The organism is Bordetella avium (genome assembly GCF_034424645.1).
Lineage (GTDB): Bacteria > Pseudomonadota > Gammaproteobacteria > Burkholderiales > Burkholderiaceae_B > Bordetella > Bordetella avium.
In genome coordinates, this window is sequence record NZ_CP139969.1 from 206,693 (window position 1) to 220,651 (window position 13,959).

15 protein-coding genes are annotated in these 13,959 nt (G+C 61.6%); 13 read left to right on the forward strand and 2 right to left on the reverse strand.

All coding sequences use genetic code 11. From position 1 onward, the window contains the following. A complete protein-coding gene (folB, locus tag U0029_RS00955) occupies positions 1 to 360 on the reverse strand; it encodes a dihydroneopterin aldolase (RefSeq protein ID WP_114852061.1) in 360 nt (119 codons plus the stop codon). A 121-nt stretch (positions 361 to 481) separates the two neighbouring features. Here folB and U0029_RS00960 point away from each other — a divergent pair, with 121 nt between their 5' ends. Further along, positions 482 to 1,369: an NAD(P)/FAD-dependent oxidoreductase gene (locus U0029_RS00960; RefSeq protein ID WP_012418861.1), complete on the forward strand. Its 888-nt coding sequence runs from the start codon at positions 482 to 484 to the stop codon at positions 1,367 to 1,369. Between the two features lie 9 nt (positions 1,370 to 1,378). Here U0029_RS00960 and U0029_RS00965 read toward each other — a convergent pair whose 3' ends face one another. Then, positions 1,379 to 3,142: a M61 family metallopeptidase gene (locus tag U0029_RS00965; protein WP_012418860.1), complete on the reverse strand. Its 1,764-nt coding sequence runs from the start codon at positions 3,140 to 3,142 to the stop codon at positions 1,379 to 1,381. 36 nt (positions 3,143 to 3,178) lie between these two features. Between U0029_RS00965 and U0029_RS00970 the strand changes: the two genes are divergently transcribed. The 12 genes from U0029_RS00970 (at position 3,179) to hemE (ending at position 13,802) form a co-directional block, all read left to right on the forward strand. Next, positions 3,179 to 3,955, forward strand: a complete 777-nt coding sequence (locus U0029_RS00970) for an enoyl-CoA hydratase (RefSeq protein WP_012418859.1) — start codon at positions 3,179 to 3,181, stop codon at positions 3,953 to 3,955. Between the two features lie 386 nt (positions 3,956 to 4,341). Further along, positions 4,342 to 4,758 carry an ATP synthase subunit I gene (locus tag U0029_RS00975; protein WP_039051324.1) on the forward strand — a complete coding sequence of 139 codons (417 nt, stop codon included), beginning with the start codon at positions 4,342 to 4,344 and terminating at the stop codon, positions 4,756 to 4,758. A gap of 66 nt (positions 4,759 to 4,824) precedes the next feature. Continuing rightward, positions 4,825 to 5,706, forward strand: coding sequence for a F0F1 ATP synthase subunit A (gene atpB, locus U0029_RS00980; RefSeq protein ID WP_012418857.1), 882 nt, complete (start codon positions 4,825 to 4,827; stop codon positions 5,704 to 5,706). Between the two features lie 115 nt (positions 5,707 to 5,821). Continuing rightward, positions 5,822 to 6,064, forward strand: coding sequence for a F0F1 ATP synthase subunit C (gene atpE, locus U0029_RS00985; RefSeq protein ID WP_003815363.1), 243 nt, complete (start codon positions 5,822 to 5,824; stop codon positions 6,062 to 6,064). 129 nt (positions 6,065 to 6,193) lie between these two features. Further along, on the forward strand, positions 6,194 to 6,664 hold the full coding sequence (locus U0029_RS00990) for a F0F1 ATP synthase subunit B (RefSeq protein WP_039051323.1): 471 nt from the start codon (positions 6,194 to 6,196) through the stop codon (positions 6,662 to 6,664). A gap of 12 nt (positions 6,665 to 6,676) precedes the next feature. Next, the gene (locus U0029_RS00995) at positions 6,677 to 7,216 is read left to right on the forward strand and encodes a F0F1 ATP synthase subunit delta (RefSeq protein WP_012418855.1); all 540 of its coding nucleotides are present in this window, start codon (positions 6,677 to 6,679) and stop codon (positions 7,214 to 7,216) included. Positions 7,217 to 7,253: 37 nt separating this feature from the next. Continuing rightward, the gene (atpA, locus tag U0029_RS01000) at positions 7,254 to 8,795 is read left to right on the forward strand and encodes a F0F1 ATP synthase subunit alpha (RefSeq protein WP_012418854.1); all 1,542 of its coding nucleotides are present in this window, start codon (positions 7,254 to 7,256) and stop codon (positions 8,793 to 8,795) included. 98 nt (positions 8,796 to 8,893) lie between these two features. After that, positions 8,894 to 9,799 (forward strand): F0F1 ATP synthase subunit gamma, encoded by a 906-nt coding sequence (gene atpG / locus U0029_RS01005; protein ID WP_012418853.1) that lies wholly within the window; start codon positions 8,894 to 8,896, stop codon positions 9,797 to 9,799. 37 nt (positions 9,800 to 9,836) lie between these two features. Beyond that, positions 9,837 to 11,237, forward strand: coding sequence for a F0F1 ATP synthase subunit beta (gene atpD / locus U0029_RS01010; protein WP_012418852.1), 1,401 nt, complete (start codon positions 9,837 to 9,839; stop codon positions 11,235 to 11,237). Between the two features lie 9 nt (positions 11,238 to 11,246). After that, positions 11,247 to 11,672, forward strand: coding sequence for a F0F1 ATP synthase subunit epsilon (locus tag U0029_RS01015; RefSeq protein WP_012418851.1), 426 nt, complete (start codon positions 11,247 to 11,249; stop codon positions 11,670 to 11,672). A 257-nt stretch (positions 11,673 to 11,929) separates the two neighbouring features. Next, positions 11,930 to 12,655 carry a hypothetical protein gene (locus U0029_RS01020; RefSeq protein WP_039051322.1) on the forward strand — a complete coding sequence of 242 codons (726 nt, stop codon included), beginning with the start codon at positions 11,930 to 11,932 and terminating at the stop codon, positions 12,653 to 12,655. 76 nt (positions 12,656 to 12,731) lie between these two features. Continuing rightward, positions 12,732 to 13,802, forward strand: coding sequence for a uroporphyrinogen decarboxylase (hemE, locus tag U0029_RS01025; RefSeq protein WP_114852060.1), 1,071 nt, complete (start codon positions 12,732 to 12,734; stop codon positions 13,800 to 13,802). The last annotated feature ends 157 nt before the right edge of the window (positions 13,803 to 13,959 follow it).

A 13,959-nucleotide genomic window follows, 5' to 3' on the forward strand; every position in this document is an offset into this window, starting at 1 on the left:
TCAGCGGCTGATCTGGATTTCCACGCCGACGGCGTTGCAGTCCGAAAAGGCCATCGGCTTGCTGATGCGCAAACGCAGCGAACGGACCTCTTGAAATTCTGCCAACAGGCGCTTGGCCACCTGCTCCGAGAGAGTCTCGATCAGGTTGACGTGGGCCTGCGTGCACTCCTGGACGATGGCTTCGCGTAGCTGGCGGTAATCCAGCACGCTATGAATATCGAGGTCGTCCACATTGCGCGTGATGTCGATGTCGAATTCGGCATCGACATGCAACGGCTGGGTGGCGCGGCGTTCGTGTTCGAGAATGCCGATGCGGGCATCCAGGGCGAGGCCCGATATGAAAATACGGCGAGTAGGCATGATGAGCTCAATGCAGGGTGAACCCGAATTGTAAGGGGCGCGGGGGGCCGCGCGCAGCCCAGGGCGACCCTGACTACAATTCCGGTGACGCCATCCGGCGCTGGCGAGGAAAAACAGGGATATGCGGCAGATTTACGATGCGGTCATAGTGGGTGCGGGTCCGGCGGGAGCCTCCTGCGCGGTATGGCTGGCCCGTTTGGGGCTGGCGCCCGTACTGGTGGAAGCGAGCGCGCGGCCAGGCGGTCTGACGGCGGATAACCCCTTTACCGACGACTGGAACGTCGCGGCGCCCGGCCGCACCGGGCAAGAGATCGCGGCCCAGATCGGCCAGAGTCTGGCGGCTGCGCAGGTACCCTTGCATCTGGCTTCGCCTGCCCTGAGCGTGCATTCTTGCAAAGAGGGCATGGCGCTGACCATGGCCTCTTCTGCGGAAGTGCTGACGGGCCGCAGCCTGGTCATTGCCACGGGCGTGCGCGCCCGGGGGTTGCCCGGCTATCCCGCCGGGGCGAGCTGGCCGGGTGTGATGATCGGCCCCGGCTCGCCCATCATGGCGCAAAACTACTCGGGCCTGTCGGTGGCGGTGCTGGGCGGTGGCGACAATGCCTTTGAGAACTTTGTTTACGTGCGCAATTGTGGCGCGCGCCAGGTGCATCTTTATGCCCGCAGCGTGCGGGCGCAGCAGCAATGGGTGCAGCGCGCCGGCACCGAGGGCGTCAGCGTGGGCCCCTACGAGATCGATCCGGTCCGGCGCACGGTTAATGGCCGGGCCTATGACCTCATCCTGGTGTTTTATGGGTGGGAGCCGCAGGCCGCCTTTGCAGACAGTCTGGGTCTGGCGCGCGACACGCGCGGCTATATCCGCACTGACTTCGCTACGGCGCGCACCAGCCTGCCCGATGTCTACGCCATTGGCGAAGTTGCCAACCGCGCCCATCCCTGCGTCGTCACGGCCATGGCCGACGGCGTCGTGGCGGCCAAAGACATCCAGCGCCGCTGGGAGCGCGCCTGAGCCCCGCGCTCAGCTCAGCACGCAATCCAGCGCTTCGGGCGCGGCCAGGCGCACCAGGTAGCTGCGCAGTTCATCACGGCGAAACACATGCACCTGCACCCGGTCACCTGGCCGGTACTGCGACAACAGCACATCGAGCCCGGCCTGCGCCTCGACTTTCAAGCCGTCGATGGCCAGCAGCACGTCGCCGGCCGACAGCCCGGCGCGATGCGCCGCCCCGCCTTCGAAGACCGTGGCCAGCACAAGGCTGTCCCCCTGTTTGCGTGTGCGCACATCCAGGCTGGGCAGGGGGCTGGCGGTTTTCCATTCTGTCGAGATGCCCTGCGGCGCCAGCAGATCCGCCAGCGGTAGGTCGGCCGTGCCATAGGCGTAGCGCCTGACGAAGCGGCGCACGTCCACGCCCGTCGCTTCGCGCACCAGCTCGGGGAATTCTTCCTCGCCCAGGCCCTGGGCGCGGCCGCGATAAAAGTCGCGGCCATAGCGCTGCCAGAGCAGGCGCATGACATCGTCCAGGCTGTGGCTGCCGCCGCTGTCCTGGCGGATCAGCAGGTCCAGGCCCAGCGCGACCAGAGAGCCCTTGGTGTAATAGCTCACCAGGGCATTGGCGGAATTCTCGTCTTGCTTGTAGTAGCGCGTCCAGGCATCGAAAGAACTGTCGGCCACGGATTGTTTGTGGCGGCCGGGGCTGCGCATCACGCTGGTGATGGTTTTGCTCAGCAGACGCAGGTAGTCGTCTCGCGTGATGACGCCCGCACGCAACAACAGCAGATCGTCGTAGTAAGACGTGAAACCTTCGAAGATCCAGAGCAGGCGGGTCAGATCCGGCTGCGCCAGGTTGTAGGGCGCAAAGGCGGCCGGTTTGATGCGCTTGACGTTCCAGGTATGGAAATACTCGTGGCTGACCAGCCCGAGAAAGCTGCGGTAGCCCTCCCCCTGGCCCTGCTGGCCCAGCACGGGCAGGTCTTTGCGCGACGTCATGAGCGCGGTGCTGGCGCGGTGCTCCAGGCCTCCGTAGCCGTCACCCGTCACCATAGTCATGAATACATAGCGGTCTGCGCTGTCCAGAAAGGGCGCGCGGCGGCTGCGGGGCTCGAAAAAGGCGATCTGGGTTTCGCAGATTTTCTGGACATCTTGTGCGATGCGGGCGAGATCCAGGCGCGGGGCCACCCCAGTGAATACCAACTCGTGTTCGGCGCCGTGGGCGGTGAAGCGGGCGACCTGCGGCGTGCCCATTTCCACAGGATGGTCGATCAGGGCATCGTAGTCAGGAGCTTCGTAGCGTCCGAAACCATGCCTGCGGGCCCCCAGTCGTCCGCGGGCCTCGCGCAGGCTGGTGTAGACCTTCCAGCCGGCAATACCGGGCGGCGGAGCCAGGTCGAGCAGGCAGGGTTGGTCATCTTGGCCATGGACCCGCAGAAAGACGCTGGTGCCGTTGAAAAAACCGTGGCTTTCGTCCAGGTGGGCGCCGCGCACCGACAGATCCCAGGCGTATACCGTGTAGTCGATCACCAGGGGGCCCTCGCAGGGCGCGGCCTGCCAGGTGTGATTATCGCGTTTCATGACGGCGACAGGCCGGCCGCCGGCGCGGGCCGACAGGGTCTCGATTTGACGCGAGAAGTCCCGGATGAGATAGCTGCCGGGAATCCAGGCCGGCAATGACAGCAACTGGCCGTTGGGGTCAGGCCGCGCCACGCCTAGGGTTATCCGGTAGCGGTGGCCCGCCGGGTCGTGGGGCTCGAGGCGGTAAATTACGGGTGCGTCGTTCATCGGCATATCTTACTTCTCATATTCCTCTCAGGAGACAAACACATGAGCGAGTCCTTAGTATTGGTCGAAACCCGTGGCCGGGTGGGTCTGCTGACCCTTAATCGCCCTAAAGCGCTCAATGCCCTCAACGATCAGGTCATGGACGAACTCGGCGCTGCGCTGCTGGCTTTCGAGAGCGACGCCGGCATTGGCGCCATCGTGATCACGGGCAGCGAGAAAGCATTTGCCGCAGGCGCGGATATCGGCGCCATGAAAGACTGGTCGTATATGGATGTGTACGGCAGCGAGTACATCACCCGTAACTGGGAAACCATCAAGCGCATCCGCAAGCCCATCATCGCCGCCGTGGCCGGCTACGCGCTGGGCGGCGGTTGCGAGCTGGCCATGATGTGCGACATCGTGATTGCAGCCGACACCGCGCGCTTTGGCCAGCCCGAAATCAAGCTGGGCGTCATTCCGGGGGCCGGCGGCACGCAGCGTCTCACGCGCGCGGTGGGGAAAGCCAAGGCCATGGACATGGTGCTGACGGCCCGCATGGTGAACGCCGAGGAGGCCGAGCGCTCGGGTCTGGTGTCGCGCGTGGTGCCGGCCGACAAGCTGCTCGACGAGGCGCTGGACGCCGCGACCATCATCGCTTCTATGTCGCTGCCCTCGGTCCTGATGGCCAAAGAGTGCGTCAACCGGGCTTTCGAGACCCCGCTGAACGAGGGGCTGTTGTTTGAACGCCGCGTTTTCCATTCGCTCTTTGCGACCGAAGATCAGAAAGAGGGCATGAGCGCTTTCTCGGAAAAGCGTAAACCGGACTTCAAGCATCGCTGAGCGCCGCAGGCGGGGTCTTGAAAAATTTGGCCTCGCCGCCATCTGACTTGTCCGCTTTCCATTTGTCTGCTGAATTGCTTTCAAGCTATACTCTCAGAGTTTGACGCTTTCGGGGTAACACGTAGCTTAAAGCTGCGCCGTAGCGGCCATAGCAGTTGGGCGAAAAAAAACGCTAGAGAGGTCATGGTCAGTGGCCCGATTCCCATAAAATCCCGTCAGGCGGGACTGGGCTCAAAGGTGATATTGCAGGCCGGTCAGGTCGGCAGGTAGCCAGAGCAAGCCATATGCAAGTCATATGGCGGGGGTCGGGTTTACGGTCTGCGCTCTCGACGCAGGCCTGGAAACCGCGCGGCATAATCGTGGCGGTTCTAAGGCGGGGAAGCTTAATGCAGAAGAGTTTGGTTCTTACCGACACAGATCGTGCGGCTATCAATGCGCGTGCGTGCCGGGAGCTCTTCATGGCCGTTGTGGCTCAGGGGCTCATGGGACTCGTAGCGGCGGCAATCGCGGGGATTGTTGCGGGAACGTCGGCGGCAGCGTCGGCGTTGTTGGGAGCGGGGGCGTATTTCTTGCCCAATGCATTGTTTGCATTGCGCTTGTTGATAAACGTCGTTAAGTCTATCCGGCCCGATCCGTTGACATTTTTCCTTGGTGAAATGTTCAAGTTGCTCATGACGGCGCTGCTGTTGTGGCTGATATGGCACTACACCCAGGCCTGGTTGGTCTGGCCGGCAGTGCTGTTGGGCTTGATCCTGACGCTCAAGGGCTACCTCGTGCTGCTGATGTTCCGCAAGTTGTCATAGCGCAATTAACAATCGTGCAAGCCGTTCCTCCGGGGGCGGCCCACAGCAAACAGGGTAGGATTTCACATGGCTGCAGCCAGTGGCGCGTCGCCTCAGTCCGAGTACATCCAGCATCATTTGGTGCACCTGAACAACCTGGGCGAGAAGCAATCCGTCATCGCCCAGTTCAACGTCATCAACTATGACTCGTTGTTCTGGTCGGGCCTCATGGGTCTGATCGTCATTTTCTGCCTGTGGCTGGCCGCGCGCCGCGCCACGGCGGGTGTGCCGGGCCGTTTCCAGGGTTTCGTCGAAATGATCGTCGACATGGTCAACGATCAGGCCAAGGGCATTGTGCAAAACGCCAAGAGCCGCGAGTTCGTCGCACCGCTGGCCTTGACCGTCTTCCTGTGGATCATTCTGATGAATGCCCTGGACTTGCTGCCGGTCGATCTGTTCCCCACCATCTGGCGCGTTACGGGCCTGGGTGCCGAGCATGGCGATCCGCTCTACTACCATCGCATTCTTCCCACTGCTGACCTGAACGTGCCGATGGGCATGTCGCTGGGCGTGCTGCTGCTGATGTTCTATTACGGCATCAAGATCAAGCACCCGGCGGGTTTCGTCAAAGAATTGTTCACCGCGCCTTTCCACGCTCACGGCCTGGCCGCGCTCGTGCTGGCTCCCTTCAACCTGCTGCTCAACCTGATCGAATACGCCGCCAAGTCGGTTTCGCTGGGTATGCGGTTATTCGGCAATATGTTTGCCGGTGAGCTGATTTTTATGCTGATCGCCCTGCTGGGTGGCGCCTGGACAGGCTTCAACGCCTCCAGCATCGGTTTGGGCATTGGGCATGTGTTGGCCGGTTCGGTGTGGGCAATCTTCCACATCCTGATCGTGCTGCTGCAGGCATTCATCTTCATGATGTTGACCCTGGTGTATATCGGTCAGGCTCACGAAGGTCATTGATCCCAATTTTCGGTGTGCGCCATGGTGGCGGGCACCGATCGCAAGATTTTCTTGCATTCAAGTAGTACCCGTTTTCCAACATTTCTGACTTCAGATTTTTAACCAAGGAGTTGTCATGACCAACGTCGCTTTCGTTGCTCTCGCTTGCGGTCTCATCATCGGTCTGGGCGCTATCGGCGCTTGCATCGGTATCGCACTGATGGGTGGCAAGTATCTGGAAGCTTCGGCTCGTCAGCCCGAACTGATGAACGCGCTGCAAACCAAGATGTTCCTGCTGGCCGGTCTGATCGACGCGGCGTTCCTGATCGGCGTGGGTATCGCCATGCTGTTCGCCTTCGCCAACCCGTTCGTTGGCTAAAGGCAATGCCCGCTGGCGTGACCAGGGGGCCCGCGGCTGGGCGTGGGTTGCCACGTACCGGCAAGTATCGAGTGCTCCGTGCCGCCCCGTGTCGGGTTGCCGGAGCCGCAAGGTGTTAAAGGAACGACCGTGAATCTGAACGCGACGATCTTCTTCCAGATGCTCGTGTTCTTCGTTCTGGGCTGGTTCACGATGAAATTCGTGTGGCCGCCCCTGACGAAGGCGATCGATGAGCGCCGCCAAAAAATCGCCGACGGCCTTGCCGCCGCCGAGAAAGGGAAAGCCGACCTGGCCCAGGCCCAAGCGCGCGTCAGTCTGATCGAAGCTTCTGCCAAATCTGAAACCCACGCTCGCATTGTCGACGCTGAGAAGCAAGCCGCTGGCCTGATCGAACAGGCTCGCCGCGACGCCGAGACCGAGCGCGCCCGTATCGTGGCGCAAGCCGCTCAGGACGCTGCTGCGGAAGTTCAGCGTGCCCGTGATGCGCTGCGCGACGAAGTCGCCGTGCTGGCGGTCAAAGGTGCTGAGCAGATCCTCAAGCGCGAGGTGGATGCCCGCGCCCATGCCGAGCTGCTGAACCAGCTCAAGGCGCAGCTTTAATCCGGGAACGTCATGGCTGAACTTTCCACTGTTGCCCGCCCCTACGCCGAAGCGTTGTTCGGCGCTGCGTGCGACGACAAGGCTGGCCTGGTCTCATGGGCCGACCTCGTCGGCGAATTGGCCCAGGTTGCCGCCAATGCCGATGTGCGCGAGGCGATGACCGATCCGCGCCTGAACGACGCTCAGCGCGCTCAGGTGTTCACCAGCTTGATCAAGTCGCCGTTGCCGCAGGCCGCGCGCAATTTCATCGACCTGCTGGTGCAGAACGACCGGCTGTTGCTGCTGCCCATCATCGCCACGCAATTCGTCGATTTGAAGAATCGCTACGAGGGCACGGCGCAGGCGGAAATCACCAGCGCGTTCGAACTGAGCGACGCTCAGGTCAAAGAGCTCATCGCCGCGCTCGAAGTCAAATTCGGTCTCAAGCTCAAGCCGCAAGTCACTATCGATCCCTCGTTGATCGGTGGCGTGCGCGTGGCCGTCGGAGACCAGGTGCTCGATACTTCCGTGAAAGCCCAACTGGCCCGGCTGCGCGATACGCTGGCCGCCTGACAAGGCACGCGAGACTAACAGGATTCCAGGAGTCAATATGCAACTCAATCCCTCCGAGATCAGCGAACTGCTCAAGAGCCGCATCGAGGGCCTGGGCGCTTCGACTGATGTTCGTACCCAAGGTACCGTCGTCTCCGTGACTGACGGTATTACCCGCATTCACGGTCTGTCCGACGTGATGCAGGGCGAAATGCTCGAATTTCCCAACAATGTTTTCGGTCTGGCTCTGAACCTCGAGCGCGACTCGGTCGGCGCCGTGATTCTGGGCGACTACACCGGCGTGTCCGAAGGCGACCAGGTCAAGACCACCGGCCGCATTCTTGAAGTGCCGGTCGGCCCTGAGCTGCGTGGCCGCGTGGTGAACACGCTCGGTCTGCCCATCGACGGCAAAGGCCCGATCAACACCAAAGAAACCGACATCATCGAAAAAGTGGCCCCCGGCGTTATCGCCCGCCGCTCGGTGTCGCAGCCGCTGCAAACCGGTATCAAGGCTATCGATTCGATGGTCCCGATCGGTCGTGGTCAGCGCGAGCTGATCATCGGCGACCGCCAGACCGGTAAGACCGCTGTTGCCGTCGATACCATCATCAGCCAGAAGGGCAAGGGCGTCACCTGCGTGTACGTCGCCATCGGCCAGAAGGCATCGACCATCAACAACGTGGTGCGCAAGCTCGAAGAGCATGGCGCCATGGAATACACCATCGTCGTGGCCGCTTCGGCCTCCGACTCGGCCGCCATGCAATACCTGGCTGCCTACGCCGGTTGCACGATGGGCGAATACTTCCGTGATCGTGGCGAAGACGCCCTGATCATTTATGACGATCTGACCAAGCAAGCCTGGGCCTATCGCCAGGTCTCGCTGCTGCTGCGCCGTCCGCCGGGCCGCGAAGCCTACCCGGGCGACGTGTTCTACCTGCACTCGCGCCTGCTGGAGCGTGCCGCTCGCGTCAACGAAGAGTACGTCGAGAAGTTCACGAACGGCGCCGTCAAGGGCAAGACCGGTTCGCTGACTGCTCTGCCTATCATCGAGACGCAGGCCGGTGACGTGTCCGCCTTCGTGCCGACCAACGTGATCTCGATCACCGACGGTCAGATCTTCCTGGAAACCGACCTGTTCAACGCCGGTGTCCGTCCCGCTATCAACGCCGGTATCTCGGTGTCCCGTGTGGGCGGCGCCGCTCAGACCAAGGTCGTCAAGAAGCTGTCGGGCGGTATCCGTACCGACTTGGCGCAGTACCGTGAGCTGGCCGCTTTCGCGCAGTTCGCCTCCGATCTGGACGACGCTACCCGTCGCCAGCTCGAGCGCGGCAAGCGCGTGGTCGAACTGCTCAAGCAGCCGCAATACCAGCCGCTGCAAGTGTGGGAACTGGCCGTGTCGCTGTACACCGTGAACAACGGTTATCTGGATGATGTGGACGTGGCTCAGGTGCTGTCCTTCGAGAAGTCCCTCAAGGACCAGCTCAAGGCCAAGCATGCCGCCTTGATCCAGCGCATCGAAGACACCAAGGAACTGTCCAAGGATGACGAGGCCGAACTGGCCGCCGCCGTCCAGGATTTCAAGAAGCACGGTGCTTTTTAAGGCAAGTTCTGGCGTAGTGATGGGTTGACGCCCATCCCTACGGTAGGGCGGGCGAAGCCAGGGGCCGAACCCGCCAGCCGTCTCAACAGGAAAGCGCAATGCCCGGAATCAAGGAAATCCGAACCAAGATCAAGAGCGTGCAGAACACGCGCAAGATCACCAAGGCGATGGAAATGGTCGCCGCATCCAAGATGCGCAAGGCGCAGGAACGGATGCGTGCGGGCCGTCCGTACGCCAACAAGGTGCGCGAGATCGCCGCGCATCTGATGCAGGCTAACCCCGAGTACAACCACCCCTATCTCCAGCAGCGTGAGATCAAGGCGGTGGGGGTGGTGCTGGTTACGACTGACAAGGGTCTGTGCGGTGGCTTGAACACCAATATCAGCCGTCTTACCCTGAATCGCTTCAAGGACTTTGAAGCCCAGAATATTCAGGTGCGGGCGACCGCCTTCGGCAATAAGGGCCTGGGCCTCTTGACGCGTATCGGCACGAAACTGGTGTCGCAGGAAACTCAGCTCGGCGACAAGCCCGATCTGGACCGCCTGCTGGGCGCCATCAAGGTGCAGCTCGACGACTACCTCGAGGGCCGCATCGACGCGCTCTACGTGGCGACTACCCGCTTCGTCAATACGATGAAGCAGGAGCCGGTGTTCCTGCGTCTTTTGCCCTTGGCCTCTGGTTTGAATGATCCCTTCCAGTCGGGCCTGGAGCATCTTGAGAGCACGACCGAGGTCAAGTCTGACTACGGCTGGGACTACATCTACGAACCGGATGCCAAGAGTGTGATCGACGATTTGCTGCAACGCTACGTCGAAGGTCTTCTGTATCAGGCCGTTGCCGAGAACATGGCCTCGGAACAGTCCGCTCGTATGGTCGCCATGAAGGCGGCGTCGGACAACGCAAAGAAGGTCATCGGCGAACTGCAGCTGGTCTACAACAAGACCCGTCAGGCCGCGATCACCAAGGAAATTTCGGAAATCGTAGGGGGCGCTGCCGCGGTGTAAGCCGGGCAGTATCCCGTCAAAATATCAAGGAATCGACATGAGCAACGGAACCATCGTTCAGTGCATCGGCGCCGTGGTGGATATTCAGTTCCCCCGCGACCAAATGCCCAAGATCTACGAAGCCCTCACTCTGGCCGACGAGGGTTCCTCGTTCGCTGAGCAAGGTCTGACGTTCGAAGTGCAACAGCAGCTCGGTGATGGCGTGGTTCGCACGATCGCCCTGGGCTCCAGCGACGGCCTGCGCCGTGGCATGCCCGTTAGCCGTACCGGCGCCCCGATTTCGGTGCCCGTCGGTCACGGCACGCTGGGCCGCATCATGGACGTGCTGGGTCGTCCCATCGACGAAGCCGGCCCCATCAATGCAGACGAAAAGCGCGCGATTCACCAACACGCGCCGAAGTTCGACGAACTGTCGCCTTCGGTTGAGCTGCTCGAAACCGGCATCAAGGTTATTGACTTGGTTTGCCCCTTCGCCAAGGGCGGCAAGGTCGGCCTGTTCGGCGGCGCCGGCGTGGGCAAGACCGTCAACATGATGGAACTGATCAACAACATCGCCAAGCAGCACAGCGGCTTGTCGGTGTTCGCCGGTGTGGGTGAGCGTACCCGTGAGGGCAACGACTTCTACCACGAAATGGAAGAGTCCAACGTTCTGGACAAGGTTGCGATGGTGTTCGGTCAGATGAACGAACCCCCGGGCAACCGTCTGCGCGTGGCACTGACCGGTCTGACGATGGCCGAGAAGTTCCGTGATGAAGGCCGTGACATTCTGTTCTTCGTGGACAACATCTATCGCTACACCCTGGCCGGTACCGAAGTGTCCGCACTGCTGGGCCGTATGCCGTCCGCCGTGGGTTACCAGCCGACGCTGGCCGAGGAAATGGGTGTTCTGCAAGAGCGCATCACCTCGACCAAGACCGGCTCGATCACGTCCATCCAGGCCGTGTACGTGCCTGCCGATGACTTGACCGACCCCTCGCCCGCGACGACCTTCCAGCATTTGGACTCGACCGTCGTGCTGTCGCGTGACATTGCCGCACTGGGTATCTACCCCGCCGTTGATCCGCTGGATTCCTCCAGCCGCCAGCTTGACCCGCAAGTCGTGGGTGAAGAGCACTACCAGGTGGCCCGTGGCGTGCAGCAGACGCTGCAGCGCTACAAGGAATTGCGCGACATCATCGCGATTCTGGGTATGGACGAACTGTCGCCGGAAGACAAGCAGGCCGTGGCCCGCGCACGCAAGATCCAGCGCTTCCTGTCGCAGCCCTTCCACGTGGCCGAAGTGTTCACGGGTTCGCCTGGCAAGTATGTGCCGCTGGCCGAAACCATCCGTGGCTTCAAGATGATCGTCGAGGGTGAGTGCGATGCGCTGCCTGAGCAGGCCTTCTACATGGTCGGCACGATTGACGAAGCCTTCGAGAAGGCCAAGAAACTGCAATAAGGAACCATTATGGCAACCCTGCATGTTGATGTGGTCAGCGCAGAGGAAGCGATCTTCTCCGGTGAGGCGAAGTTCGTGGTGCTGCCTGGCGAGTCGGGCGAACTGGGCATTTTGCCCGGTCACACTCCGCTCATTTCGCGCATCCGCCCCGGGACGGTCAAGATCGTCCGTGCCGACGAAGGCGAGGAAAACATCTTCGTCGCTGGGGGCATTCTGGAAGTGCAGCCTGGCAGCGTAACCGTGTTGTCCGATACGGCCATCCGTGCCGCTGATCTGGACGAAGCCCGTGCCCTGGCCGCTCGCGAAAAAGCCGAAGAGGCTTTGCGCAACGCCAAAGACCGCGAGGACATCGCTGCGGTCGAGGCCGAGCTGGCCATGCTGGCGGCCCAGGCCCTGGCGGCCCGCCGTCTGCGTCCTGGCCGCGGTTCGCACTAAGCAGCGCTGATGCAGTCAGACAAGGCGGCCTTCGGGCCGCCTTGTTCGTTTTGGGGAAGTCGTGTTGGCGCAAGCCAGGTTTGTCTGAGACGGGCCATGGTGCTGATGGGGAGGCTTCCGGGCTGTGAGATGGCGCTTGCTCACGTTCAAGTGAGCTATTTCTGTCCCGCGCAGTTGCCGTAATGCGGCCTCTACGTCTGTTTCGTATGCCCTCGCCTCGCGTAGCCTCCTTCTTTCTACAAGACAAAGGAGGCGCTATGCGCGAAACCTATGATTGCGCGGTGGTGTTGGTGCCCGGACACGGCTCCTGGCTGGATGATTGGATGCGCCATGTTTCGACCTACAGCATGCGCAACGGCTATCCCCGGCTTTTTGCCCAATTGCCTGAAGGCGCTTCGGCTACGCCGGGCTGGTTGAAATCCTCTGCGCTGTCCTTGCGGCGCTTTGACGCCTGCTTGCTACCCGTCGAGGCTGCGACGCTGCCTTGGGTAAGAACGGCATTGGCGGGCGCGCAGGGCAGCCTGGAGACTCCGGTGCTCGCCCTGGTTACGGGTGTCGGATCCGTCGGGTTGCGCGATCTGCTTCCCCTGGGGCTGGATGATTTTCTCTCCCCTGACAGCCCCGATGAATTGCGCTTGCGGGTTGCCTTGTCTATCTGCCGGCGCAACCGCCAGACGCCGCGGGAGGCCTGGGTCTATGATGTTAAAGACGATGCGTTTCAGGAGCAGCCCAGTTTGAATGAGGCCGATCTCGATGCTTCCCTGCTGGACGCGCCGTTCGGGGCCGCCAAGGCCCGGGTGGTCGGACATTTCGAGCGGACCTATCTGCATTGCTGCCTGGCCAAGCACGAGGGGAATGTGTCGCAGGCGGCGCGGGCCGCTCTCAAGCACCGGCGCGCATTCTGGGCGCTGATGCGCAAGCATAGGATACAGGCCGCGCCCTACCGCGAGCATGCCAGAGAGCGCGCTTCGCTGCGAACTTGACAGCATTTGCGTCTGACCAAGGCGTCAGCGCCGGGCAAAGGTAGAATCATGGACTGTCCATCATCCGAGGAATGTCGTGTCCGTTGCCCTGAAGAATGATGTGTTCCTGCGTGCTCTTCTGCGTGAACCCGTGCCCTATACGCCGATCTGGCTGATGCGTCAGGCTGGCCGTTACCTGCCCGAGTACAACGCCACGCGCGCCCGGGCAGGGTCTTTCATGGGGCTGGCTCAAAATCCGGCTTATGCCACTGAGGTGACCTTACAGCCGCTCGAGCGTTATCCACTGGATGCCGCCATCTTGTTTTCCGACATCCTGACCGTGCCCGATGCCATGGGACTAGGCCTGGATTTCGCGCCAGGTGAAGGGCCGCGCTTTGCCCATCCTCTGCGCGACGAGGCCGATGTGGCGCGTCTGGCTGTGCCCGACATGGAGAAACTGCGATATGTCTTCGACGCCGTGAGCAGCATTCGCCGTGCCTTGGATGGCCGTGTGCCCCTGATCGGCTTTGCCGGCAGTCCTTGGACGATTGCTTGTTATATGGTCGAGGGCCGGGGCAGCGACGACTACCGCAAAATCAAGATGCTGCTGTACTCCCGGCCTGAGCTGCTGCACCGCGTGCTGGAAATCAATGCCGAGGCAACCACGCATTATTTGAATGCTCAGATCGAGGCGGGCGCGCAGGCCGTCATGATTTTCGACAGTTGGGGCGGCGTGCTCGCCGACGGCCTGTATCAGGCTTTTTCGCTGGCTTATACCCGCCGCGTGATTGCCGGTCTGCACCGAGAGCGGGAGGGCCGCCGCGTGCCCGTGATCGCCTTCACCAAGGGCGGCGGCCTGTGGCTGGAAGATATTGCCGCCAGCGGCTGTGATGCGGTGGGCCTGGATTGGACGGTCAATCTTGGGCAGGCGCGTGCGCGAGTGGCGGATGCGGTGGCGCTACAGGGCAATCTGGACCCGATGACGCTGTTCGGTTCCGCTCAGGCCATTCGTGCCGAGGCGCGTCGCACGCTCGACAGTTTTGGTCCGGTTGGCAAGGGAGGGCATGTGTTCAACCTGGGCCATGGCATATCCCAATTCACGCCGCCTGAGGCGGTGATCGAACTGGTGGATGAAGTTCACCAGTACAGCCGCGCCTTGCATCAGTAGTGAGTAGCCGCTAGCGTGGAAAACGGCGCAGGCAGTCTGCCTTTGATTTGAGTTGTGCACAGCAATGACAGTAATCGGGAAAACCCAAAATATCTCGTCACAGCCGTGTAAATATCAAATAAGTCCATGAAAATAAATAGTATTTTTTTCATACTCG